We start from the raw sequence: 24,510 nt of genomic DNA, 5'->3' as shown, positions 1-24,510 counted from the left end.
AATTAAACTTCCTTTACGTTTACTGAAGGTGTAAGCGTGTGAATAAGAGCGCGAGTAACAGAGTCGAATATTGAGTTAATAAAGAAATCATAAACAATAACGTCAGGTAGTGTTGGGCAACGCTGTAGCTCATTAGACATAGTTAAAGTTCCTTAACGCTTACCGAGCGGGTAACAGAGTCAAGCATAGAGTCGTATACAACAACTTCTGGCAATGGGTCGGCATAAATAACAGTATCAATACGAAAGCGTAAGGTGCGATCTATGCTCTCGGAGTTCTCTATAAAAGAAACTCTAACCGACTTAAATCTAGGCTCATAACTTTTCAAAGTACTTTCTAAATGGCTGATAAACTTCTTACGTCGTTCAATATCCATAATGTTAACCGTGGCAAGGTCGGGCAAACCATAATTGAAAAGTGATTTTTCAACTTCGACCAAATCACTGCTCGGTTGTATCAAATGAAAGCGGGTATTTAATAGCTGTTCTAAATCTCTACGAATACTGCTGCGCAATTGTTTTAATACTTGGTGATGCTCCATTTTTTGCTCTATTTGATTATGAGGTTCATCATCAAATAATCTATCTAAAATTGAAGGTCGTAATTTTTTGTCTTTATCAATACGTGCCATCGTTATTTCCTAAAAGATGCTAGTTCAGTGACTAACTCCAGCTCTGAAACCATTTGGTCTAGCTGGTAATGTGGCTGTATATGGATAACACATAAAAAATGGCCGGGTTTATTGGGGTGTTCTTTCACCCGGACATAACCCTCTTTTAAAGGGTATTTTGCTTGTTCTTCCCAATCAAGATCTTCACTACCTGTAGTGTATTTCATTAACCATTGTCGGATGTGATCCTCACACTTTTCTGCGCTAACAAAAGAACCAATTTTATCTCTAACCATCAGCTTAATAAAATGAGAAATTCTCGCGCCACATAAAACATGCTGTAACATTGACGATATCTTAGCGTTAGTAGTTGCATCTAAGGTATTGTATTTTTGATGTTTATGTATTGACTGATTGTTATAAAAGGTTGTGTAGGGTGATAAATATCCTTGGCAAAGGGGAATAAAACCTAATTCACTAATGTTTTTTTCAGTACCGTCAGTGATAATAACGTCAGTAGTCGGTTTAACTGCAATATCATTACTATCTGTTGCGTGGCTATCAACAGCCAATTCTTTAAAAATACCACCTGAGAGCTGATTTCTTGGCGCGCCACGAATATGGCCAAACCAACCAATATCAGCAAACTCTCTAATTAATATACAGCCGAAGGCGTAACAGGCATTTCCCCATAGGTTATTTTCACCATTTCGAGAACTCTTTTCGCAAAAGTTAATACCTTTATAACTACCCATCGTCGTTTGATATGGACGACGCATCAATATTTTTGGTAACGCTAAACCAATAAAGCGGGTATCAGCAGATTTTCTTAAGGTATTCCATTTTATGTATTCTGTTTGGCTAAAAACTTTATCAAAATCGATAGGTAAACCAAGGCCAGAAAAATCATCCAAGCCAAATAAATCACTTGACGCCGAGGCGATAAAAGGTGAAAAAGACGCGGCAGCAATTTGCGCTATGCCAGCTAAGGTTGAAATGTCGTCAGTCGGGTGTGCTTTGCTTATTCGATGGCTGATTTCATAATCACCAATAATAGCACCGTAAGGCTCACCACCTGGCGTACCGTACTCTTCGCTATAAATTTTTTGAAATAGCTGACTTTGATCAAACTCCATGGCTTTACTGATGTCTTTAACCACTTCAGTCCAGGCCATATTAAGCATTTTTATCTTGATACTACGGTAACCTTCAGCTTGTTTCACTAATAGCCATAAGCCGCGCCAAGATGCTTCTAATTTCTGCAGTCTTGGTTGATGAATGATTTTATTTACTTGCTCATTTATTTGCTCATCTAGGTCAGCCACAATCCTGAGTAAGGCATTACGGACTGTTTTAGCAGACGTTAGCTTACTTTTATCGACAAAGTGTTCAATGCAATACTGCAGGGCTTTACTGTCGTCTTTTTCATCGAGAAGCTGAGTTAAATGGGTAATATAAGTAGGTTGCTCTAATACCGAATCAAGAAGCGTAGTATCAAGCAGAGTCGATTTTGGTTTGCTCATAAGTACAGGGGAATAGGCCACGTTACGTTTTACTTGGTAATATAGTAAACGTGTAAAGCTGCTTTCTAGGTTGGTGAAATAAGGAAATAAATAACCTAAGCAATTGTTGTCTTAGCACAGTAAAACAAAATGACGATTGCATAAATAAAGCAAGCGTCATTAATGTATTAGTGTTTTTGGCAAAAACAGCAGCCTGCTTCATTATTTATTCCCTGAATAATTGCAGGTAATACCTTAGACAAATATAAGTCAGAGGTATTACACTGCGATGGTCAACTAGCTAGCTTTTGGAATTTTCGCTACTAGTCTAAGGGAAGCACTTAATTCTTCCATTTGTAACCACGGACATAAATGTGCAATGGCACTATAAGAACCTGGTTGACCTGGAACTTCTTTAACTTCTACTTTTGCTTCACGTAATGGATATTGTGCTTTCATTTCAGCACTTGCATCAGAACTGTTATTTACATAACTGTTAATCCACTTGTTCAACCATTCTTCAGCTTCAGAAGCTTCTATAAACGAACCAATTTTATCGCGGCCCATAACTTTCAAGAAATGTGCAATACGTGCAGTTGCCATAATGTATGGTAAACGAGCTGATATGGCATAGTTAGCTGTTACATCTGGATCATCAAAAACTTTAGGTTTTTGAGTTGTTTGTGCACCAAAAAATACCGCGTAATCAGTGTTTTTATAATGACAAAGGGGTAAAAAGCCTAATTTACTCAGTTCTGCTTCACGGCGATCGGTAATACCTATTTCGGTAGGACACTGTTGATCAATATCACCATCATCACTAACAAAAGTATGACTTGGAAGACCTTCTACTTTACCGCCACCTTCAGCGCCACGAATACTTGTACACCAACCATATTCAGCGAAAGACTTCGCTAATGTAGCGCCCATTGCGTAGGCTGCATTCATCCAACAGTAACTGTCATGTGAGCCTTGAAGCTGGTTGCCATTTTGATCAAGAGAACCTTCTTCAAAGTTAAATGCTTCGATGGGCTTGGTATCTTGACCGTAAGGTAAACGTGCTAATACACGAGGCATAGTCAAGGTAACAAAACGCGAATCATCACTATCACGGAAACCACGCCATTTGATGTATTCTGCCGAGTCAAAGATTTTTTCTAAATCACGAGGCTTAGAAAGTTCTGCAAATGATTCAAAACCAAACATTTCTGGTGCTGTTGCCGCAATAAATGGACAGAAGCCCGCAGCGGCAATGTTAGAAATATTTGATAAAAGATCGACATCATTTGGATGAGAAGAAAACTCATAATCACCAATTAATGCAGCATAAGGTTCACCACCGGCAGTACCGAATTCACTTTCATAAATCTTTTTAAACGTTTGGCTTTGATCAAACTCAACCGCTTTTTCAAGATCTTTATAAATTTCTTTTTTACTGATGTTAAGCACACGGATTTTTAATTGCGAGCTCGTTTCAGAGTTCATCACAGTGTGATGTAAACCGCGCCATGAGCCTTCAAGTTTATTAAACTTTTGCTCCTGCATAATCGCAGAAAGCTGTGTGGAGAGGGCAACGTCAATCGCGTCGATTGCTGCGTTGATTGTTACCGTTAAGCTTTTATCCCAAGAAACAGTACCGTTCATCGCTTCTTGAGTAAGCGTTTTCAACAATGCTTCGGTTTCATCTCTTGGTGTTTGCTTAGTTGCTGTGATTGCTTGCTCTAAAAAGCTCAGTTCTACTACATCACCAGCTTCTGCTTGGTTGGATAAAGTTTCTTCAGTAGACATTACTTATCTCCTTCATTATTATCGCCATTAACACCAAGTTCACCAGATAAAGTAGATAACGCTTCAGTATTATTTAGAATGTTCTCTAAAAGGTCTTCTAACTCTTCAGAGCGATCTGCTTTACTTAATAAATCACGTAATCGGTCACGGGTTTGTAGTAGTTTCTTAAGTGGTTCAACTTGCTCTACAATTTTATGTGGTTCAAAGTCTTCCATATGATTAAAGCTAAGATCAACCGCCATTTCACTACCATCAGCAGCTAAAGTATTTTCTACTTTTAAATTTAACTTAGGCGCGGTTTTTGCCATGATGTCGTTAAAGTTGTCACGGTCTATTTGTGAAAATTTTCTGTCTTTTAATGCTTTTTTATCTTTGGTATTATCACCAGAGTAATCACCCATAACACCCATAACAAAAGGTAATTCCTTTTTAGCTACAGCGCCATTAGTTTCCACATCATAAGTAATGTGTACGCGAGGTTTCCTTACTCTTTTTAGTTTGTTATGAATACTTTCACTCATGTTTTTCTCCGTGTATAAAAATTAATTTGATTGTTCACAATAACTTTTCATCATCGTATAAGTTTTGGCAGCTAATGCAATGAAAAAATATTAATCGTCGTCAACACTTACTCCGGTAAGAGAGCTATAGGTATCTCTTGAAGATGAATCAGGAATTAACTCTTTCATCAATTCTTCAAGCGGCATATTCCCCCATCTCACTGTTTTTGTTAACATAAATGATATAGGTGAATGTGGTTCTGTTTTCTTAAAATAGTCAGCAATAACATTTAGTTGCTTAAATGCATCATCTCGTGAGTTTAATGCAGCAGTAATAGCATTACCTTGTGCTGGTTTTGCATTACTAACTTGTGCATCCAATTCTTCTGTATCACTATCACTATCATCACTGATTTCAGAAATAATAGGTAATTTAGCTTTTGCTATGTGATTGATTGCACCTTTAGCACCCTCAAGCAGTTCAATTATTTTACTTGTTGGTGGTGCTTCAGAACGGCCACAAAGTTCAATTAACAAAGCATCAACTGCTTTATATTCGATTATACATATTTCTATATCATCATATAAATCAGCGTAATATTCATTTGAAGATTGACCCACAGCTTTTTCAATGTTGTCCATTGAAAAACCATTTCTTTCTATTTGGTTTTGCTGTTTATGTTCATCCGACATGCGACTAACATCGACGGCCTGCTGATATTGCCAAAAAGAGTAAGGTTCGGAAGCAGCATCTTCGGTGATAAATGAGTTACGGATAGGTGTTAATATTACACCATCGGCACCTTCACCATTTAAACCGGCGATAGGGGCAACACGAGTTTCAATACCATCTTCATCTTCAACCGGGTATAAACCTTGCTCCCAATAAGTCTCAATTAACTGCCTGATTAAGGTAAAACCATCTCGAAGGCCTTGAAAACCAGATTTTCTTACTAGAGCCTCGGTAAGCCAGCAGGCAATTTCGATATCTTTAGCCTGAGTGGCTATAAACTTAGGGGCTAATGAGTATATCTTACCCCAATGCTCATTCGCTTCGGTGTTATCACCATCAAACATGTTGTTACGTTCAGCATCACGGGCTGCACGACGAGCATCTTTTATTTGTGAGTAATCTGAAGAATAAGCAGTATCAAGTCGAGGGTCATTACCAACGCTAATCTCACCTTCAATAGGTGTGAGTAGGGATGAAATATCAATTAGAGCAGGTGAGGGCATTAAATCTGTAATCTCCGTATTATTATTTTTATTATTTTGTATTCCTTCTGTCAGAGAAGATTATTATGGAATGGCTTTATTTGCAATAGAATCGCTAAATAATTTATTAACAGTCTGATTACATAGTTAACTAAGCGTTACAGCTTTACCTGATAAAATAAAATAGCTCGTTTTAATAAATAAAAAAAGAAAACAACAGGCCATTTTAGACTGCTTTTAGTGTGATATTTGCTCAGTTAATGATTAAGGTAAACATTAACTGAATCATGTTAATTTTAATAGCTTTTAGTATTAATCAGCTGTAACATGGCAGGCCTATTTATCGGTTGTTTTTCTAGAATGTTTCATTCTGAATAGGCGCTAAACCCTATGAATACAGGGCTTGTCTCTTATATGCCTTTCTCTGTGAAATTATAGGGTTTAGGGCAGAAATTGACTGGTAAAATTAACGAATAACAGTAAGAACATGATGTTCTTTGATTAATGATGATGAGGTTCCTTTTATCAGGGAATGATTTTATGGCAATTGAAATAACCATTATTAACTCACCAAGCAATGTAGATGTAGGCAAATCAAGCCACACATTTCCAGACTCTGGTGGAACGCTAGGACGCGGCAGCGACAACCTTTGGATATTAGATGATCCTAATAAATACATGTCATCAGTACATGCCAAAATAGCTTGTATAGCTGAACAATATTTTCTCACCGATTTAAGCACAAATGGTACTTTCTTTAATGGTGCATCTGAGCCCATTGGTAATGGTAATCAAATAAACTTAAACGATGGTGATCAATTTACCATTAGCGATTACGAATTTATTGCTAAGATTTCAAGCTCGATGGCTAATGAGGATGTTTTTCCGAATAGCAATGCTAGCGATCCTTTTGCAGATTTCGCTGATGTTAGTGCACCAGCAGCAGGGCAAGATGATTTTATGTCGTTAGGGTCTATAGGTAATGATCCCTTTGCTTCTGGTATCAATCAGAGTAGTTCAGTCAGTAATCCTCTGTCAGCTTTTGATGCGGAACAAATTGATCCACTTGAATTATTAGATAATGCCCAATCGTCGAATGATCCTTTCGCACAACCACTAAGTGGTTTTGATAATTTTGCCCAAGACGGTTTCGCTCAAGGTGGTTTACCTGAAAGCAAGAGCAGTGCAGATAATTTTGCTGCGACCACCAGTACCTCAATTGATAGTGGCAATGCTGCCACAGATTCAATTAGCTGGCCTACGGCGAATCAAGACACAAGTTTAATTCCTGATGATTGGGATGATGATGATTTACTTTCAGATTTTACTCCGTCAATTGCTGTGCCTGAAGTTATGGCAACCGCACATGTCCCTGCTTACGAAGCGCCTATACAGCAAGCTTCTGTTCAACCGCCGTCAATGCAAGCGCCCGTAGTTCAACAAGCAGCACAGCAACCGGCACAGCAAATAATACAAACGCCAAGTAATGAAACCCCAGCGGTAGCTCTACAAACGGGCCAACGAACTGATGCTGAATATGCGCAGTTGGAATTAAAGAATAAACAACTGCAACTAGAAGTTGAACAATTAAAGCAACAGTTAATACAAGCACAGTCAGCTGCGATATCACCTAATTCACCTGTAGGTACAAGCAATGAAACACAAAGTGTTGTTAATGCCATGGGTCTTGGTAAGTGGAATTTAGATGATAAGAAAGTAGCGCAAATAAATGATACCGTTGGGCTTTTAATGCGTGAAACTATGCAAGGCATGATGCGAGTATTAAAGTTTAGAAAGAAAATTAAAGAAGAATTTCGAATCAATGTTACTACGATTCAATCTGTTGAAAACAACCCATTAAAATTCTCTGCCAATATTGACGATGCCATGGAAAATATGTTTATCAAAGAGAATAATGCTTACAAGTCGCCAGTGGATGCAGTAAAAGAAGGTTTTCAAGGTATTGCTGAACATCAGGTGGCGGTAATTGCCGGTATGCAAGCCGCATTTAGGGGCATGATAGAGCGATTTGACCCAAACAATTTAGAGAGTCGTTTTGAGAAATATAAAAGCTCAAGTCTGTTAAGCTTAGGGCAAAAAAGTAAACGTTGGGCAGCTTATAAAGAATACCACCAGGGCTTGACTGAAAATCTTGATGATTCGTTTCAACATCTATTTGGTTATGATTTTGTTCAAGCCTACGAAGATCAAATGCAGCGATTAATCAGCGAAAGGTTTTCGCCAAATGATAGCCCTGAAGATGAATCTATTAACTAATTACCGAATATTACGGAACTAATAATGAAAAGATTTACTATAAGTAAAATATTATGCATTGCCGCAATGGCATTATCACTTGCTTCATGTACCTCAGTTAATAGTAAGGTTGGCGGTTTACTTGACCTTGATACCGATCTAAAACTGAGCTTTGTGGTAGATAAAAATGTCAACCCAGATGACAACAAAGTATCGTCACCACTCATTGTTAGAATGTATGAGTTAAAATCCACTAAGGCGTTTGAAAATGCAAATTTTATCGACTTATATGAAAGAGATGCAGACGTATTAGGTAAAACAATGATTACCCAGCAGTCGTTAAAGCCAATTCAGCCAAACGAAGATATATCTGCAAGGTTTGTCTTAAGCAAAGGTACTAAATATATTGGTTTATATGCTGAGTTTCTTCAATATGAAGATGCCAAATATAAAGTGATTATCCCTGTGGCAGAAACCAACATTGTGAGTTCAACGGCCAAAGTACAGCTCATTGAAAATAAGATGATTATCTTAAAATAATGGCCTTAAAGTAATAGCCTTAAAGTTATCACCTAGAAGTAATCATTTTAAAGTATTGTATTGAAAAAATTAACGTGTATTAACCTCACTTGAATAGTAAATAATAAGTCACAAGTGCAGACTTAATATAGTAAATGGAATAATAATAAAAATAGCAGGATTTTATGTCACTAGATAGTAAAGTAGTTTGGTCAGAAGGGATGTTTTTAAATCCCCATCACTTCCAGCAACAGGAGCGTTACCTAGAAAAATATATTCAAGGAAAATGTTCTGCTATGGGAGCATATGCTTGGGGGGTCAACCAACTAGACCTAGATCAAGATCTGTTAAAGTTAGGAAAAATCTCTCTGATTAGATCGTCTGGTATTTTTCCTGATGGTACGCCATTTAGTTTTCCAGATCATAACGACCGCCCTGATGTGTTTGAAGTTCCTGAAAATACCACCAACCAAATTGTTTACCTTGCTATCCCTGTAAAACGTCCCGGTGCACTTGAGATTTTATCCAATGATGAAACACAAGGGTTAGCACGTTATTATTCATCAAAGCAGGCCATAAGAGATGTTTCTTTTGATGGCGGTGAATCATTAGATATTGCCGTGGGAAAACCTAGATTACGGTTGTTATTGGGCTCAGATGATTTAAGCGGTTATGCCACCATAGGTTTGTTTAAAATAGTTGAAACTAGAGAGGATAAAAACGTTTTACTTGATGACAATTTTATTGCCTCTTGTCTTGATTGCTCTACAATTCCAAAGCTATCAGGCTTTTTAACTGAACTTGTTGGTTTATTGCATCACCGCGGTGAGTCAATTGCTGGCCGCTTAGCTGATACTCAACGAGGCGGCACTGCAGAAGTTGCAGATTATATGATGCTGCAGATGATTAACCGACTAGAGCCGTTGGCTGAACACTTATCAAAACTACAAACATTACACCCGCTTGAGTTATATACAGAGTTAGTGCAAATGGTTGGTGAGTTTTCTACCTTTGTTACAGAAAACAAAAGACCACCAAGATTTTCTGCGTATTTACATGGTAATTTACAGCAAACTTTTACCCCGGTAATGAGCTCATTAAGACAATGTTTAAGCATGGTTTATGAGCAAACTGCCGTTTCAATGCCTCTGGTTGAGAAGAAATTCGGTATTCGTGTTGCGCAAATCACCGATAGAAGTTTATTGAGCACAGGCGTATTTGTTTTGGCTGTACGCGCGGCAATACCAGAAAATAATTTACGTAATCAGTTCCCAGCAACCGTTAAAGTGGGACCTGTTGAGCGAATTCGCCAGTTAGTCAATGCAGCAATGCCAGGCATTCCATTGAAACCTTTACCCGTTGCGCCAAGACAAATCCCTTATCATGCAGGTTATTGTTACTTTGAACTTGAACGTAACAATGACTTCTGGAAAGAGCTTAGTCATTCAGGTGGCTTTGCCTTCCATATTGGTGCCGACTATCCAGAATTAGAACTTGAACTCTGGTCTATACGCCAATAATTCACTTACCTCAAAGGAATGAAGATGTCAGTTGATAATCCAGATAAAACGGTATTCAGACAACCTATTAATCGAGGTGATGGCACTGTAGTACGGCCAATGCCTGGTGGGCGAGCACCTAGTAATCAAGCGTCACCGCCACCATCTATGCAACAACCATATCAGCCTCAGCCTGCTCAACCGGTGAGTATGCCAAGAGCCAATGTAGTTGATAATTTCTCCACGACTAGCGGGTTAAATCCATTAGTGAATGCTGCTGCCACCTTACTAGCAGTATTTTCAAAAACCCGCGAATCGCTCAGTCATCCAAATGTCGGTAGCTTGCATCAACAACTTGATCGAGAGATTAAGACGTTTGATATGAAAGCTCGAAATGGCGGTATTAAAGAAGATACTGTTATGGTTTCGCGCTACTTGCTTTGCACAATTTTAGACGAAGCTGTACTCAATACTCCTTGGGGCGCTGAAAGTGCCTGGAATCAAAGAACCTTACTCGGTATCTTTCATAAAGAAACGGCGGGCGGCGAGAAATTTTTTGCCATTTTAGATCGTTTGCGTAACACCCCTGCTGAAAATATTGAAGTGCTCGAGTTGATTTATATTTGTCTTAGCTTAGGTTATGAAGGCAAATATCGTGTTGTGGCTCGTGGCCGAGATCAATTAGAACAACTTCGTGATGACTTGTTTTTTATTATTCGTAGCTACCGAGGAGAGTATGAACGCTCATTATCACCTTGCTGGCAAGGTTTAGCTAACTCTAGAAATACCCTGTTAAATTATATTCCTATGTGGGTTGTTGCCAGTGTTTTTGTTGGAATAATGGCGTTAACTTATTCAGGATTTAGGTATTGGTTAGATGAATCTTCTTACTCTGTTAGCCAACAGCTTAGTGAGATCAAAAGTGAAAATAACCAAACAGTAAAAGACTTACCGTCAGCTAATTAGCTGCACCTAAAAGTTATATGTAAGCTCTTTAGCTAAATAGTTAAAAGTAAGTCGTTTAAAAATAATCTGAGTATTTAATGAAAAATATCATAGCTTTTTTTAAAAATAGAATTGTCATCTCCGTTATTGGTTTAATCATCTTAGCGTTACTTATTTGGTTTATTGGCCCAGCGATTAAATTTGGTGAAAACAATAGTGCACCATTAATGTCAGAAAGCGCCCGATTAATCACCATTTTAGTGATGTCATTATTATGGGGCATTAATAACCTAAGAATCCAGCACAAAGAAAAACAAAGTAATAACAGCCTAGTTAATGACTTACAAAGTGCTCAAGAAGAATCTCCAGGTGATATAATTGGCGAGCAAACATCTGATGAAATGACTCAGATGAGCGAGCGTTTTACTCAAGCATTAGCAACCCTTAAAAAGCTTAACTTTAATGGCAGTGGCGCAAAGTCGGCGTTATATGAATTGCCTTGGTACATTATCATTGGTCCTCCTGGATCAGGAAAAACTACCGCTCTAGTTAATTCAAGTTTAGATTTCCCCCTTGCCGAACAATTTGGTAAAGGTGCATTGCAAGGCGTAGGTGGTACTCGAAATTGTGATTGGTGGTTTACCAATGAGGCGGTATTAATTGATACTGCAGGCCGATATACCACGCAAGACAGTCATAAAATAGTTGATAGCTCTGCATGGGAAGGCTTTTTAAAATTACTAAAGAAACATAGACGTAGAAGACCCATCAATGGTGCGATTGTCGCTATTAGTTTACAAGAGCTATTAACACAAACCGAAGAAGAAAGAGCTAAGCATGCCAAGTTGATTAGGACTCGTATAGACGAGTTAATGGAGAAACTTGAAGTACGTTTTCCAGTTTATTTAATGTTCACTAAATGTGATTTAGTGTCAGGCTTTAGTGAGTTCTTCGAGGATTTAGGCAAAGACGAACGTGAGCAAGTTTTTGGTATTTCATTACCCGATTCTCCTGAGCCTTCCAAAGCTCCTGATTTTGCCAAACTTAGCCAAGAATATAAAAATATTATCAAAGGTTTGTATGATCGTGTGCTGTTTAGGGTTCACAGTGAACGTGATATTAAACGTCGTAGCGCAATTCAAGGTTTTCCTCAGCAAATGGAAAACATGCAAGGTATGGTTGATAGTTTTGTGCAGCAAACCTTCGTGCAAAATCGCTTTAGCCTGCAGCCATATTTGCGTGGGGTGTATTTTACCAGTGGTACACAAGATGGCACACCCATTGATCGCCTAATGGCGTCAGTTTCATCTAATTTTGGTTTTAGTAATACTGGTGGCAACTCGCCATTGCAACAGGGTAAAAGTTACTTTTTAGGAAAGCTTTTTAAAGATGTTATTTTTACTGAATCAGAGTTAGTTGGCACTAACCGCTTTTATGAAAAAGTGATTAAATGGGGTCAGCGAGTCGCCTATACCACTATGGTTGGTATCTCAGTAGCATTAGTCGTAATGTGGACTGGTGCATACACTCAACATGAAAGCTATATGCATGAAGTTGAAGGCTATGTGGCTGAATATCAAGAGCAGGCTAAAAACCTGAGTCATTGGTCTTCAGATATTAGAAACACCTTACCAACACTTAACGCCTTAGCGAAAGCCAGTATTGTTTACGATCAGGATCAAAATCCTTGGCTAAATAGTTTAGGCATGTACTCAACCAGTGTTGATGAAGCGGCTAATGGCGCTTATGAAAGTCATTTAACGACAGTTTTTTACCCTAAGTTAATAAAATATATTGAGATACACCTCAAGGCTAATACTAAAAATGAGGCACTCTATAGCGCTTTTAGGAGCTATGTTATGTTCAATAAACTTGAGCATATGGATAGGCCACTCGTTCAAGAATGGTTTTTAAATCAATGGCAAGATGAGTTTTCACAGCAAACGGAAAACAAACAAGCACTTGAAGCGCATTTAACTGCGTTACTTGCCCTAACTATTAGACCTGCAGAGCTAAATAAATCACTGCTAATGTCTACCCGCCAGCGTTTATTACGTATGCCTATCTCACAACGAATTTATCAACGCATTCGCAGTAAAGCCGAATATGCCCAACCTATTAATATGTTGGCTGAAATGGGCGGAGCGGTGCAAGACAGTTATCAAGTTAACCCTGCGATTGAAGCCAAGTTAACTATTCCTATGTTATTTACTAAAGCAAGTTATGATGAAATAGACTTTTCTGCAGATTCTGAATTTATTGTTAGCATAGCGAATGAACGCTGGTTACTTCATGATGAAGCAGCACAAGAGGTTGCTTTTATCAGTGATGATCTTGATGACATCAGTAAAAAAGTAAAAGCACTATATTTGGCTGAGTATAATAAACACTGGCAACAGATATACGATGTATTAAATGTCAAACCTGTAAAAAACATATTACAAACCAGTAATTTACTGAGCAGTTTTGCTGACCCCATTTATTCGCCAATTGTAGCAATACTTAATGTTACATCTGCTAATACGCAGTTATCGAGCCAAACGGCAGCCAACTTGTCTGATGATAACAGCACAGGAATAACGGGTGGGTTAGCCAGTTTTGCAGCTTCGCAAACTCAGTGGACAACAGTTGATAAAAGGTATCGAAGCCTCAACGTTTTGTTACGTGAAAGTAAAAAGCAGCCAGCGGCGATAAACACCGCATTATTAAAAATATCGCAGATGCAAGAAATGGTTAATAGCATCAGTTTAGCGCCAGACCCTAGCAGAAAAGCCTTTAAATTAGTTAAAGCGCGTTATCAAAATGGTGCTGATAACGCTATTACCGCGCTGCACTCTTACGCTAAAAATATGCCAAAACCAGTTAAACGTTGGTTAACTAGCCTTGCGGATGAAACCTGGCGAGTAATATTGAGATCGGCGCATCAACATATCAATAACGAATGGCGAAATACGGTTTACCAATCTTATATGGACAGTATCGAAGGTCGTTATCCTGTTGCGCAAAACTCAGATAATGATATCGCCTTATTTGATTTTGTCGCCTTTTTCAAACCTAATGGTACGGTTGATACTTTCTACCAAGAAAACGTTAAACCTTTCATTACTACACGCGGCGGTTGGAAAAATAAAACCATTGATAAATATAATTTAGGTCTTTCAAAAGGCACATTAAGACAGATAAAGCGCGCCTTAGAAATAAAAAGTGTGTTGTTTAGAGAAAGTGCTGAAACACCAAGTTTAGGTTTTAGTTTAAAACCCAATGCCATGCCTAAAAATAATGTTCGGTTTATGCTAGAAGTAGGCGCTAACAGAATCACTTATAGCCATGGACCTAAATTTTGGAAAACGTTGAAATGGTCGGCTGATAGTGAACAAAGCCGAGTTCGTATTGTCTTCGAAGATCTAAATGAACAACAGCACAGTGAAACATTTGAAGGCCCATGGGCTTGGTTTAGGTTATTAAAACAATCACAACTGACCAAAACCAATGAATCAAGTACTTATTTAGTGACTTATGCCATATCAAATAATAGTGATGATGAAAGACAGTCTTTTGATGCTAAGCACAAAATATCTTATAAAATCAAAGCGAAAAGTATTAACAACCCATTTGAGAAAAAATTGTTAAGCTTGTTTAAATGTCCTGAGAGGATCTAGTGAGTACAGACGCACCTTTAGGTTTATACGGAAAACTACCCAGTTACGGTGACTTTGTACACCGTAACCTACCGGCCAGATTTATTACTGCTTGGGATGAATGGTTGCAATTATTTGTTGCTAGTTCAAACGAACAAATTGGAGACTCTTGGTTAGATATTTATTTAACCAGTCCAATTTGGCGCTTCGTTTTATCTGCAGGGGTAGTTGATGAAAATCATTGGGCGGGCATAGTGCTGCCCAGTGTTGATCAAGTTGGACGTTATTATCCATTTACCATTGCCATTCCCTTAAATAACGACATTAACCCGTTAGAATTTATGTCAGCGAATGGGCGCTGGTTCGCACATATTGAAGAATTAGCCTTACAAGCACTTGATGGCCAATTTTCACTGGAAGAGTTGTTAGCGCAAGCTAATCATCAAGCGGCAATGGTGCCTATGGCTTATCGAAAAGTAGGGCAACAGTTGACTACAACTAGCCAGCATATAGATTTTCAATTTGAAGAAGAGTTACCGATGAACCTCTATGCGCACTTGCTTGATAGTATGTTTAGTACAACGATGAATAGTTACAGTGTTTGGTCGACAACAGGCTCTGAAAATATACCTCCTTGTCTTTTTACCGTGCAGGGCCTACCGCCTGCTAGCCAGTTACCAGCTATGATTGACGGTAATTGGGCACACTGGGGCTGGCCAAAAACTTATGTGGCGAAATAACTTTAGACAGTATATGGATATTGAGAATAAATAAATTATGAATGACGTAACTGTTAGACAACCGCTTAGATGGTTGAATCGATATGTTGCCGAAGGTGCTAATGGTGTTAGTGCTGTAGGCATTGATAGCGTTATTGTTGCCAATCAGATGATACGGATTATTAAAGAAAGAAATATATTATGAATGACGTAACCGTGAGACGACCACTTACATGGGTAAGCGAGGGTGCTACAGATGTGGGCACCGTTAGACCATTAAATGAAGATTCATTTTTATGCCAATCTGAAATAGGTTTATGGACAGTGGCTGACGGCATGGGTGGTCACGACGGCGGCAGTGTTGCCAGCCAGTTAATTGTTGAAAATTTAAGTCATTTGAGCAAAAAAGCAAACCTTGATGATTTCGTAAATGATATAGAAAACACCGTAACAGACGCCAACAACCGACTATTAGAGTATTCTCGAGTAAAGCTGAATGGCCGTATTATTGGCAGTACCTTTGTTTCGTTATTAATAAAAGGTAATGTCGGCGTTTGTCTATGGGCTGGAGATTCAAGGCTTTATCGTTTCAGGCACGATAAACTTAGCCAACTCAGTAGAGATCATAGCCATGTTGCCGAACTAGTTAGTGAAGGTTTGATCTCTGAAGAAGAAGCTAAAACTCATCCCGAAGCCAATGTAATTACTCGAGCCGTGGGCACTTCAGAACGTCTAGATATTGATGTAGATGTGTTTGACGTTAGAGTAGGCGACCTATTCCTGCTTTGTAGTGATGGTTTGTATAACGCGGTAGCAGATGATGAAATCATGCAATGCCTGCGCGAAAGCTCTCTTGAAATAGCGGTGAATAAATTGATACAAACTGCACTAGATAACCAAGCCTCAGATAATGTCTCGGTAATATTGGTAAAAGGTATTCATCAAAATGTCAGTGTATAAGCGTAATGGAGTACTTATCTCGTCATGACAATTAAAGACCAAGCTGAAAATGATGCGGTAATTACTGGAGTAAGTAATACAAGCGAAAAAACAGATATAGCTAATCAAGATAATAACAGCAACCAAAGTAGCGTTGAGGCAAAAACTGTTTTTAGAAAGCCGCTTTCTGTCAGCGAAAAAGCGACTATTGAAAGTGCTAGCAGCGACAGCGCGCATGTAGCTATAGATGTGCAGAGTGATGCTAAAACCGTTTTCAGAAAGCCAATATCGAAAAGTAAAGCGGAGGATATTGCTAAAGCGGTTGCACTTGCTAAAAAAAATAATGCTACTGAGCATGAAAGTGTTGGTAATCAAGCAGCGGTAGATAGTGATAAAACGGTATTTTCACCTAGACCTATCACTAAAGCAACAGTTCAGCCAGATGATGCAACCATCATTAGCCCAGATACGGTTGATTCCGATAAAACTATTTTTTCCCCGCGAGTACCACCACAAGTTGCTAAAACCGCAGTCACAAATGAAGTTGTGCCTGAAGCTACTACAACAGGGCCTGTAGTTGATGATGCGACTCGCTTTAGCCCAAGTAGTTTTTCACCAGCACTATCACCGATAAGTGGCTCACTCAATACAAGTTCACCAACAAATGATACTCAAGGCAGTGCGCTTGATTTGATCAGCAGCCAAGGCTCTGCTCAAAACAACTCCCAAGCCAGTGCACAAGGTAGTACTCAAAGAGCAGCTCAAGCGATTGATGAAAGTTTAGCACAAAGCACTGATTCAGCAGCAAAAGCTGATAGTAAAATATTAAAAGGCCGTTTTCTACTTGAGGATATTTTAGGTATTGGCGGCATGGGGGTGGTCTACAAAGCTAAAGACCTGTTAAAAGTTGAAGCGCAAGATAGAGATCCCTATATTGCCATTAAAGTATTAAGTGAAGAGTTTAGAACGCATCCTGAAGCCTTTATTTCTCTACAACGTGAGGCGAAAAAAGCGCAACATATTGCCAATCAAAATACGGTAAAAGTATACGATTTTGACCGAGATGGTGACGTGGTCTTTATGACCATGGAATACATGATTGGTCAACCGCTTGATCAAATGGTTAAGCAATATCACGCTACGGGATTGCCACGTAGTGAAGCACTGCATATTTTACAAGGCATGAGCTTAGCGTTGATACATGCACATAACGAAGACATAGTGCATTCAGATTTAAAACCAGGCAACGTCTTTGTTACTGAAAATGGTACGGCGAAAATATTTGATTTTGGTATTGCCCGTGCGGTACAAAAAATTGACCGAAGTCAAAGTGAACAAGACCGTACGGTATTTGATGCCGGTAACCTTGGCGCACTTACGCCAGCTTATGCCAGCCGAGAAATGCTTTTAGGGCAAGTACCTGATGTGCGTGATGATATTTATGCTTTGGGCTGTATTGCCTATGAAATGCTGACAGGTGATCATCCTTTCACTCGGCTACCTGCCGATGAAGCTTACGATAAAAAATTAAAACCCAAGCGTATTCAAGGTATTAAGAAACGTTATTGGAAAGCAATTGAATCAGCATTAGCTTTCGAGAGAAAAGACCGAATTGTTTCTGTTGAAGCTTTTTATAACGAGATCACCGAAAAGAAAAAAGCCAATGGACTACTCGGTGTTACCTTTGCCGTAGCTGTGGCAGCTTCAGGTTTTGCTTATTATGAATATACCAAGCTTGAAGAGCCAAAAGTTTCACAAGCAGAGTTGATGACCCAGCTTGAATTTAAAATTCGCTATCAAGTATTGCAAGAAAATATTGAGCGCTTTATTGCCTCGCCAAGTTTTTCAACAGAATGGCAAGGCTCGTTATGGGAAGAAATACAATCACTGGCTAATTTATTCCCTGAAAAACCAACGCCTTGGTATTTCAGCAAACGTGAAGAGATTTATCAGTTATATCTAGGAAAAATAACGGCGGCCATTAGTACTGTAAACTTTTCTAGGGCTAACGCTTTAATTAATAATGCTAGTCGTTATAGCGACGATTTAAGTAAACTTGATCAACATAAGTTCAACCTCTCGCAAAAAATAGCTCAAAAAGAAGCGGCGGACAAAAAAGCAGTAGAAGCCAACCGATTAGCTTCTCTGAAAAAGCAAAGGCAAGCAGTACAAACAGCGAAAGCAAATAAAGCTAAACAGGCGCAATTAGCCGACAAAAAAAGTAGCACTAATTTTTATAATTTAGCCATGGATAACGTTAATGAGCAATTAGCCTGTACGCAAAGGCTGAATATGCGAGATTTCAAAATAGCCATTGAAAAACTACGAACCTTAGATTACTCCCGTTATAAAAAATCAGAAAAAACGATAACCCAAAATCTAGCATCTTGCATTGTCACTATGGGGCAAGTTAGCCCCGATTATGCCAAAGACGCTAAACGTTATGCGTTATTACTGTTTAAAGACAATCCAGCCATAACTTCCGTCGTGATTAAGGAGAAGGATGGGTGCCGGCTTTCTATTGCTGGTTTAGGCGCTCGAGGCTCTCGTGCTGTCTGTAAAGATACCTTAAAAGTTGGCGGCACCGGGCCTACTATGGTCGTTATACCAGGCAGTGATAAAATTAAAGCATTTGCTATTGGTAAGTACGAAGTTTCAATCTCACAATATAATGTTTATTGTAATAAATCTAAGGCTTGCAAAGCTATTTCTGGTCGTAGTAAACGCTTACCAGTAACTGATATTAGCCTAGCTGAAGTGACTAACTACATTAACTGGTTGAGTAAAACCACAGGTAAAAAATATCGTTTACCTCATAAACGTGAATGGATTCATGCTGCGCAATCAAAAGGTAATCGACTTGATTCCAATCGTAACTGTCAAATTAGCTCTCGTGGCATAAGCAAAGGTGATGAATTGATTAAAACTACTACAGGTAAACAAAATACTTGGGGCGTTGTTAATTATGCTGGTAATGCACAAGAGCTTGTTTACCTTTCGGGTAAAAAAGTTGCCGCTGTCGGTGGATCGTATCAAACGGCTATGGATGTTTGTACTAGTTCTGCAATAACTAGTCACACCGGTAATGCTGATAAAATTACCGGATTTCGCTTAGTGAGAGACTTAGTAGGCAGCTAAGTTAGTAACTTATTAGCTAGCTAAAGAGGTATTAAATATGAATATTTTTGAATGCTCGAAAAAATTACGAGAGCTGAATAAAGCTCATGCTCATTACACCCTATCGTTAGACGAATATCGAAGGGATCGCAAAATATTATTAGATGCGCTCGACCATAGCGTTAATGGTATAGCGATAAAACAAGTGGCAGCAGTACCACAATCAATGACAACTCCGGGAAGTGACAATGGTCAACACGTTGAAAATCATGAGTCTCTTGATAAAACACAGCCGTACTTTGCCGGAAAAATAGATAAATATATGAGTTTTATCAAAGGCTCAAACAATAGTTAATTTAATAAAACGAATTAATAAACAAAATTAATCAAAAATTATAATCACTAATCAAAAGGTATTTTCATGGAAATTGTTAAATTATTTCAAGCGGGTGGCACTTTTATGTACCCGATTTTATTGGTACTGGCGCTGGGTTTAGTCATCGCCATAGAGCGCTTCGTTTATTTGCTAAGAACAGAAAGAGCTACTAACTCAGTATGGTCTGAGCTAGTGCCTATGTTAAAAGCATTAGACTTTCAACGTGCGGTAAAGTTAACCTCTGAAATAAAAACGCCTATTGCTAATGTACTTAATTACGGTTTCTCACGTCATAACGATAATAAAAGCCGTGAAATCATTGAAGCGGCATTAGAAGAGGGCATTATGGACGAAATGCCACAACTAACTCAACGTACACATTACCTAGCTACCTTAGCCAATATTGCCACTTTACTAGGTTTATTGGGTACAATCATTGGTCTAATTCAAGCCTTTACTGCGGTTGCTCAAGCAGATCCAGCAGAAAAAGCTGATTTACTTTCTGCCAGTATCGCGGTTGCCATGAACACTACAGCCTTTGGTTTGATTGCAGCTATACCTTTGTTATTAATTCACTCTTTCTTAATTACTAAAACTGCCCACTTAGTTGATAATGTTGAAAAATCCGCACTAAAAGCGCTTAATTTAATGGTTAGAGATTAATGAAAAAAAGAGGCTTACAAGGGATACAACAAGCTGAAGAGCTTAATATCACCGCCTTTTTAAATTTAATGGTGATATTAGTACCATTTCTGTTGATCACAGCTGTTTTTTCAAGATTAACCGTACTTGAATTAAACCTACCTGCATTAGATGCTAAAGGCGAAACATCCGCCAAGGTAAAGTTGCAATTAGAATTGGTCATACGCGAACACAGTTTTGATATCCAAGACGCCAATATAGGCCTAATTAAAAAAATTGAGCGCACTCAAAAAGCTAACCAATGGAAGCAGTTTACTGATGCCATGGTTGCTATTAAAACCCGTTTTCCAGATGAAAGCAGTATCTCATTATTACTTGAACCTGATGTTGATTATAAAACCATGATCAAGGTTATGGATAAGGTACGAAGTGCCCAAGTGGTTACAGGATTTGAGGCAGTAACTGTGGTGTTATTTCCAGACATTTCTATTGGTGATGCCCAAGTTATTGTTACTGGAGTGGTCACGGATGAAACGGTTGCCGCTGAAGCTAACGTAGCTTCTGGTCGAGCAAGTGAACAAAGTACTCAAGAGTAAATATTATGAGCAAGGCTAAGTTATCCGGTCGTTCAAAACGCATGTCGAGTTTTGAAGGCCTCCATAAACACGGTGGTTTGAACCTAGTGTCATTGATGGATATTTTTACTATTTTAGTATTCTTTTTATTAGTTAGCTCTGGCTCTCAGCAGCTGCCTAGTAGTAAAGATATTACTTTACCGACATCGGTTGCCGATAAGGTACCGAAAGAAACGCTAATTATCAGTATTACCTCGACAGACGTTTTGGTACAAGGCAAGAAAGTTGCAGATGTGGCTGAGCTACTAACAACTGATGAAATCATTATCAACGCGTTAGTAACAGAGCTTAATTTCAGAGCTGATAACCGCTTGTATGCAAAAACACAACAAAGCGAAGGACTTGCTATTACCATTATGGGCGATGAGAATATACCTTATCAATTACTCAGAAAAATTTTAGCTACCTGTCGCCAAACTAATTACACCAAAATAGCATTTGCCGCTGTGCAAACCGCTAAGAATAAAGGGTAATATTCATGACAACTGCTACTTATCAACAGTTAGCGCTTGCTTGGCATCCTCAAAGTAAAAGTGAGAAACCTTTTATTATTTTTGCGGTGTGTTTTGTATTACTTTTTGTTGGTCTTGGTCTTTATATAGGCTCAGTAGAGCTTCCTAAAGAAACCAAACGCGCCAAAGTTGTGATACCAGAGCGAGTGGCTAAATTTATTTTAGAAAAGCCAAAACCTAAACCCAAACCTAAGGTTATTAAAAAAGAACCAGCAAAGCCTAAGGTGATCAAAAAGGATCCGCCTAAGCCAAAAGACAAGCCGAAAATTAAGAAAAAGCAGGTTAAAAAACAACAAGTCTTAACGAAGAAACAAGTAAAAGCCCGTGAAGTTGCGAGTGAAAGTGGTTTGTTAGCACTTAGTAATGAGCTATCCGATTTAATGGATACCTCAAGCATTGATGCCATGGTAGGTAATAGGCTGGCCAAAAACAATATTGCTAGCAGTCAAAAAATCTCAGCTCAACGTGATACTTTGCTAACGGCTGATGCAGGTAAAGGCAGTGGCGGGGTAAGTACTGCTAATGTACTTAATGGCAGTCGCAGTAGCGTTAAGCTTGATGGTGCTCAAGTTGCCGCAGCACAACAGCAATTACTTGCTGCGCGCGCTGATACTAGTTTAGTGGAAGGCGTTGAGCCGGAAGAGTCGGTAGATAAATCATTTAAACGCACAGGTAATTACCGCCCTGAAGAAGATATTGCTTATGTTATGGATAAAAACAAAAGCAAACTGCATGCACTTTATCGTAAAGCGCGCAGAAGCAACCCTGGCATCAAAGGTAAGATTGTCTTAGAGATAACTATTTCACCTGAAGGTAAAGTGTTAGTGGTTAATATCGCCTCAAGTGAGCTAAACGATAAACGTCTTGAGTCGCGTATTGTGGCTCGTGTAAGGCAGTTTAACTTTGGCGCTGCTGATGTGAAATCAGTGACGGTTACTTATCCGGTAGAGTTCTTACCGTCTTAAGCGCTTAAACTAGCTAGCTTCAGATAACATACGCTATGTATATGCTAAACATAAGTGTCAACCTTATTTAGGTCGGGACAGTATAAAATAATAGGGCAATAACGATAGTTATTGTCCTTTTTTATTTGCTATGCAAAGGCAAGTGGTATGGTTACTCTTTGAAATATCGTACTTACTTGTTTCTCTCTTTACTACTGAAGTACTTTATCTTTCATTGGGCATAACATAACCGACTTCTTCAAAAGCACTATTGTTTTGTAATTTATTGGCGAGTGCTGAAGGACTTGATTTAGCATCATTTATCGGAAGGACTTGATTAGGGTTCATACCTATTTGTGTCGCCGCAAATTGATAGGTAAAAGTGACAAATTGCGAGCAAAACATCTTGTGACCAGTACCACTAAAAATGTCAGCGAATATTTTATCCATTTGCGCTGCAGACTTCGATTTACCGCCCACGCCAAAGCGGGTTTTCATCGGGCCAGTGAAGCTGTATTTTAGCGTGTTGTTATTACTATTACAGTCTAAAAAAATCTTCGCGCATCGCGCCGCCGCGTTGGCCAAAATTTTATTTCTAGGGCGGTAAACAATATAGCCATTCCCCTTATTTTGAACACGCATATCTTGAGCAATAACTCCCTTACCTTGAGATTCAATTTGGTAATTATTGTCAAACATAACACCTGCATGGACAATGTTTGGGTTTAACAAGCCTCGCTGTCCTAAGCGAATAGCTTTATTGACTATGCTACCGCTAAAAGATTTAAGAAGAAGGTCACCAGCTTGAAGATCTTTGCTTGTTAATTGCATATTCTATATTCCTTTATCTATGATAATAGTATGAAAAAAGAGCTGAATTACTTTATTGAATATCTTAACGTAAAATAGTTAATATTCAATAGGATAAATGAGATCACATAGAAATATTATAACCAAGAGAAAATATACTTTTTTTGATGCTGTTTATAGTGCTATGAATAAATGGACCAAACTCGCTTCGCCGCATAGGAGCTTAGCCTAGTCAATAAGCGTAATGGTTTAGTGAAAGAGTATTGATAGCAAAAGAAGGCTAATAGCTGTAACGAATGTTGCTGCTTAATATTAAATAAGGGTAATAACGTGATTATTATTACCCTTATTACAATTTGTAAATAGCTTAAGTATTACTCTAATCAACGGTAAGTTACTGGTACATTTAATACACTCAATATACGGAGAAATATTGATTATCAGTAACCCTCGAAGCTCGTCAGTAATAACAACGGCTGAATAATATTAATTTAACTCAACATTTTCGTTAGCATAACCTGAGTAATGAATAGACTGACAAGTATTATTTTCATCTGTTACCACCCATTTATTCCCTGGGTAACCGGTTAATGAAATACTCTCATCTTGCGCCAATGTGCCGTATAAAACACGCTCAGCATCCTGATACTTTAACCAATAAACATTCACCGGCTCAGCAGCAGTATTAATAAAGTTAAGTGCATAATATTCATCATAGGTTTCTGCAATAGAAGCTGACTCATCAGCACAGTTATTGGCCTCCTGCGCAATGGTTAATGCTAATGTATCAAAGTATGGGCGCATATGAGGTATTTCTGCTACTGCGGTTATAGTGTGATTGCCTTGTGATAGCTCAGCGGTAATCTTGTCGCCGTAGCCTAACGCACCATCAATATTTGAGTGCCAATTAAAATAGTTTGAAATATCACTTCCCAACCTAATTGCGGATACTGCTAGGTTTACACTGTTATGCTCTTGCTCAATAACACTAATTGCAACACACGTAGCAGGGCCTGTGGGTCCGCCTGTTGTTGATGATTCCATAAAACATGTTTGCGCAAATGCTTGCTGACTAACGAAGCAAGTAGAAGTGACGAGAAGAGCATTTAATAATTTTTTTGACATAATCCATAACGCCTTAAGGTAATTATATGGTGGTAAATTTGTTTGTACTAATTCTGAAGTACGATGTGGATTTTACGTTTCAGTGGCTAATAAACAATAAAATTTCGCTTGAGATTAATTATAATGTTTGATCTAATTAATCTAATGTATACATTATAAAACTGTAATATTTTCATAATAAACAAGTGTTAGGGTGTGGTATTTTGTGTTTGTATACAA

The 24,510-nt window shown here is 38.5% G+C and carries 22 protein-coding genes; 14 read left to right on the top strand and 8 right to left on the bottom strand.

From position 1 onward, the window contains the following. Positions 1-2: 2 nt before the first annotated feature. The 6 genes from GAB14E_RS24800 to tssA all read right to left on the bottom strand — a co-directional run bounded on the left by GAB14E_RS24800 (position 3) and on the right by tssA (position 5,636). Entirely contained in the window at positions 3-140 is a 138-nt protein-coding gene (locus tag GAB14E_RS24800) for a hypothetical protein (RefSeq protein WP_156115696.1), read from the bottom strand. 2 nt (positions 141-142) lie between these two features. Then, positions 143-631, bottom strand: a complete 489-nt coding sequence (gene tssE, locus GAB14E_RS14720) for a type VI secretion system baseplate subunit TssE (RefSeq protein WP_033081739.1) — start codon at positions 629-631, stop codon at positions 143-145. Between the two features lie 2 nt (positions 632-633). After that, positions 634-2,154 carry a type VI secretion system contractile sheath large subunit gene (gene tssC / locus GAB14E_RS14725; protein ID WP_197061177.1) on the bottom strand — a complete coding sequence of 507 codons (1,521 nt, stop codon included), beginning with the start codon at positions 2,152-2,154 and terminating at the stop codon, positions 634-636. 255 nt (positions 2,155-2,409) lie between these two features. Next, on the bottom strand, positions 2,410-3,900 hold the full coding sequence (gene tssC, locus GAB14E_RS14730) for a type VI secretion system contractile sheath large subunit (RefSeq protein WP_033081737.1): 1,491 nt from the start codon (positions 3,898-3,900) through the stop codon (positions 2,410-2,412). Beyond that, on the bottom strand, positions 3,900-4,421 hold the full coding sequence (tssB, locus tag GAB14E_RS14735) for a type VI secretion system contractile sheath small subunit (protein WP_033081736.1): 522 nt from the start codon (positions 4,419-4,421) through the stop codon (positions 3,900-3,902). The genes tssC (GAB14E_RS14730) and tssB overlap by 1 nt, the downstream gene beginning before the upstream one ends. 90 nt (positions 4,422-4,511) lie before the next feature. Next, complete coding sequence (tssA, locus tag GAB14E_RS14740; protein ID WP_033081735.1) at positions 4,512-5,636, bottom strand: type VI secretion system protein TssA; 1,125 nt, start codon at positions 5,634-5,636, stop codon at positions 4,512-4,514. Between the two features lie 519 nt (positions 5,637-6,155). On the opposite strand from tssA, the gene tagH reads away from it, so the two are divergent. From tagH to GAB14E_RS14795, 14 genes are all read left to right on the top strand, one after another. Further along, the gene (tagH, locus tag GAB14E_RS14745) at positions 6,156-7,892 is read left to right on the top strand and encodes a type VI secretion system-associated FHA domain protein TagH (RefSeq protein WP_033081734.1); all 1,737 of its coding nucleotides are present in this window, start codon (positions 6,156-6,158) and stop codon (positions 7,890-7,892) included. A gap of 24 nt (positions 7,893-7,916) precedes the next feature. Beyond that, a complete protein-coding gene (gene tssJ / locus GAB14E_RS14750; protein WP_033081733.1) occupies positions 7,917-8,411 on the top strand; it encodes a type VI secretion system lipoprotein TssJ in 495 nt (164 codons plus the stop codon). 164 nt (positions 8,412-8,575) lie between these two features. Then, complete coding sequence (gene tssK, locus GAB14E_RS14755) at positions 8,576-9,910, top strand: type VI secretion system baseplate subunit TssK (protein ID WP_033081732.1); 1,335 nt, start codon at positions 8,576-8,578, stop codon at positions 9,908-9,910. 24 nt (positions 9,911-9,934) lie between these two features. Beyond that, a complete protein-coding gene (gene icmH, locus GAB14E_RS0122810; RefSeq protein ID WP_197061176.1) occupies positions 9,935-10,855 on the top strand; it encodes a type IVB secretion system protein IcmH/DotU in 921 nt (306 codons plus the stop codon). 77 nt (positions 10,856-10,932) lie between these two features. After that, positions 10,933-14,493 (top strand): type VI secretion system membrane subunit TssM, encoded by a 3,561-nt coding sequence (tssM, locus tag GAB14E_RS14760; RefSeq protein WP_033081731.1) that lies wholly within the window; start codon positions 10,933-10,935, stop codon positions 14,491-14,493. After that, entirely contained in the window at positions 14,493-15,212 is a 720-nt protein-coding gene (gene tagF, locus GAB14E_RS14765; RefSeq protein ID WP_052093591.1) for a type VI secretion system-associated protein TagF, read from the top strand. The genes tssM and tagF overlap by 1 nt, the downstream gene beginning before the upstream one ends. 37 nt (positions 15,213-15,249) lie before the next feature. Next, positions 15,250-15,396 (top strand): hypothetical protein, encoded by a 147-nt coding sequence (locus GAB14E_RS24795; RefSeq protein ID WP_156115695.1) that lies wholly within the window; start codon positions 15,250-15,252, stop codon positions 15,394-15,396. Continuing rightward, positions 15,393-16,151 (top strand): PP2C family protein-serine/threonine phosphatase, encoded by a 759-nt coding sequence (locus GAB14E_RS14770; protein ID WP_033081730.1) that lies wholly within the window; start codon positions 15,393-15,395, stop codon positions 16,149-16,151. Before GAB14E_RS24795 ends, GAB14E_RS14770 begins: the two co-directional genes overlap by 4 nt. A 24-nt stretch (positions 16,152-16,175) precedes the next feature. Continuing rightward, positions 16,176-19,268 carry a bifunctional serine/threonine-protein kinase/formylglycine-generating enzyme family protein gene (locus GAB14E_RS0122805; protein ID WP_052093590.1) on the top strand — a complete coding sequence of 1,031 codons (3,093 nt, stop codon included), beginning with the start codon at positions 16,176-16,178 and terminating at the stop codon, positions 19,266-19,268. Positions 19,269-19,305: 37 nt separating this feature from the next. Further along, on the top strand, positions 19,306-19,602 hold the full coding sequence (locus GAB14E_RS14775; RefSeq protein ID WP_033081729.1) for a hypothetical protein: 297 nt from the start codon (positions 19,306-19,308) through the stop codon (positions 19,600-19,602). Positions 19,603-19,668: 66 nt separating this feature from the next. Then, positions 19,669-20,286, top strand: a complete 618-nt coding sequence (locus GAB14E_RS14780; protein ID WP_033081728.1) for a MotA/TolQ/ExbB proton channel family protein — start codon at positions 19,669-19,671, stop codon at positions 20,284-20,286. After that, positions 20,286-20,861, top strand: a complete 576-nt coding sequence (locus GAB14E_RS14785; RefSeq protein ID WP_081967768.1) for an ExbD/TolR family protein — start codon at positions 20,286-20,288, stop codon at positions 20,859-20,861. The genes GAB14E_RS14780 and GAB14E_RS14785 overlap by 1 nt, the downstream gene beginning before the upstream one ends. Positions 20,862-20,866: 5 nt before the next feature. Next, complete coding sequence (locus GAB14E_RS14790) at positions 20,867-21,373, top strand: ExbD/TolR family protein (RefSeq protein ID WP_052093589.1); 507 nt, start codon at positions 20,867-20,869, stop codon at positions 21,371-21,373. Positions 21,374-21,378: 5 nt separating this feature from the next. Continuing rightward, on the top strand, positions 21,379-22,377 hold the full coding sequence (locus GAB14E_RS14795; protein WP_033081727.1) for an AgmX/PglI C-terminal domain-containing protein: 999 nt from the start codon (positions 21,379-21,381) through the stop codon (positions 22,375-22,377). 204 nt (positions 22,378-22,581) lie between these two features. On the opposite strand, the gene GAB14E_RS14800 is transcribed toward GAB14E_RS14795, so the two are convergent. Then, complete coding sequence (locus GAB14E_RS14800; protein WP_033081726.1) at positions 22,582-23,187, bottom strand: hypothetical protein; 606 nt, start codon at positions 23,185-23,187, stop codon at positions 22,582-22,584. A gap of 465 nt (positions 23,188-23,652) precedes the next feature. Further along, positions 23,653-24,291: a hypothetical protein gene (locus GAB14E_RS14805; protein WP_033081725.1), complete on the bottom strand. Its 639-nt coding sequence runs from the start codon at positions 24,289-24,291 to the stop codon at positions 23,653-23,655. Positions 24,292-24,510 lie beyond the last annotated feature (219 nt).

Origin of the sequence: Colwellia psychrerythraea, assembly GCF_000764185.1 — a bacterium.
Lineage (GTDB): Bacteria > Pseudomonadota > Gammaproteobacteria > Enterobacterales > Alteromonadaceae > Colwellia > Colwellia psychrerythraea_B.
The sequence above is the reverse complement of the archived record's forward strand: the minus strand, read 5'-3'. Positions and strand labels throughout refer to the sequence as shown.

Excerpts from the sequence above, each read along its gene's own strand:
- GAB14E_RS24800 (WP_156115696.1), bottom strand. The coding sequence starts at position 140 with ATGTCTAATGAGCTACAGCGTTGCCCAACACTACCTGACGTTATTGTT.
- tssE (WP_033081739.1), bottom strand. The coding sequence starts at position 631 with ATGGCACGTATTGATAAAGACAAAAAATTACGACCTTCAATTTTAGAT.
- tssC (WP_033081737.1), bottom strand. The coding sequence starts at position 3,900 with ATGTCTACTGAAGAAACTTTATCCAACCAAGCAGAAGCTGGTGATGTA.
- tssB (WP_033081736.1), bottom strand. The coding sequence starts at position 4,421 with ATGAGTGAAAGTATTCATAACAAACTAAAAAGAGTAAGGAAACCTCGC.
- tssA (WP_033081735.1), bottom strand. The coding sequence starts at position 5,636 with ATGCCCTCACCTGCTCTAATTGATATTTCATCCCTACTCACACCTATT.
- tagH (WP_033081734.1), top strand. The coding sequence starts at position 6,156 with ATGGCAATTGAAATAACCATTATTAACTCACCAAGCAATGTAGATGTA.
- tssJ (WP_033081733.1), top strand. The coding sequence starts at position 7,917 with ATGAAAAGATTTACTATAAGTAAAATATTATGCATTGCCGCAATGGCA.
- tssK (WP_033081732.1), top strand. The coding sequence starts at position 8,576 with ATGTCACTAGATAGTAAAGTAGTTTGGTCAGAAGGGATGTTTTTAAAT.
- icmH (WP_197061176.1), top strand. The coding sequence starts at position 9,935 with ATGTCAGTTGATAATCCAGATAAAACGGTATTCAGACAACCTATTAAT.
- tssM (WP_033081731.1), top strand. The coding sequence starts at position 10,933 with ATGAAAAATATCATAGCTTTTTTTAAAAATAGAATTGTCATCTCCGTT.
- GAB14E_RS24795 (WP_156115695.1), top strand. The coding sequence starts at position 15,250 with ATGAATGACGTAACTGTTAGACAACCGCTTAGATGGTTGAATCGATAT.
- GAB14E_RS14770 (WP_033081730.1), top strand. The coding sequence starts at position 15,393 with ATGAATGACGTAACCGTGAGACGACCACTTACATGGGTAAGCGAGGGT.
- GAB14E_RS0122805 (WP_052093590.1), top strand. The coding sequence starts at position 16,176 with ATGACAATTAAAGACCAAGCTGAAAATGATGCGGTAATTACTGGAGTA.
- GAB14E_RS14775 (WP_033081729.1), top strand. The coding sequence starts at position 19,306 with ATGAATATTTTTGAATGCTCGAAAAAATTACGAGAGCTGAATAAAGCT.
- GAB14E_RS14780 (WP_033081728.1), top strand. The coding sequence starts at position 19,669 with ATGGAAATTGTTAAATTATTTCAAGCGGGTGGCACTTTTATGTACCCG.
- GAB14E_RS14785 (WP_081967768.1), top strand. The coding sequence starts at position 20,286 with ATGAAAAAAAGAGGCTTACAAGGGATACAACAAGCTGAAGAGCTTAAT.
- GAB14E_RS14790 (WP_052093589.1), top strand. The coding sequence starts at position 20,867 with ATGAGCAAGGCTAAGTTATCCGGTCGTTCAAAACGCATGTCGAGTTTT.
- GAB14E_RS14795 (WP_033081727.1), top strand. The coding sequence starts at position 21,379 with ATGACAACTGCTACTTATCAACAGTTAGCGCTTGCTTGGCATCCTCAA.
- GAB14E_RS14800 (WP_033081726.1), bottom strand. The coding sequence starts at position 23,187 with ATGCAATTAACAAGCAAAGATCTTCAAGCTGGTGACCTTCTTCTTAAA.
- GAB14E_RS14805 (WP_033081725.1), bottom strand. The coding sequence starts at position 24,291 with ATGTCAAAAAAATTATTAAATGCTCTTCTCGTCACTTCTACTTGCTTC.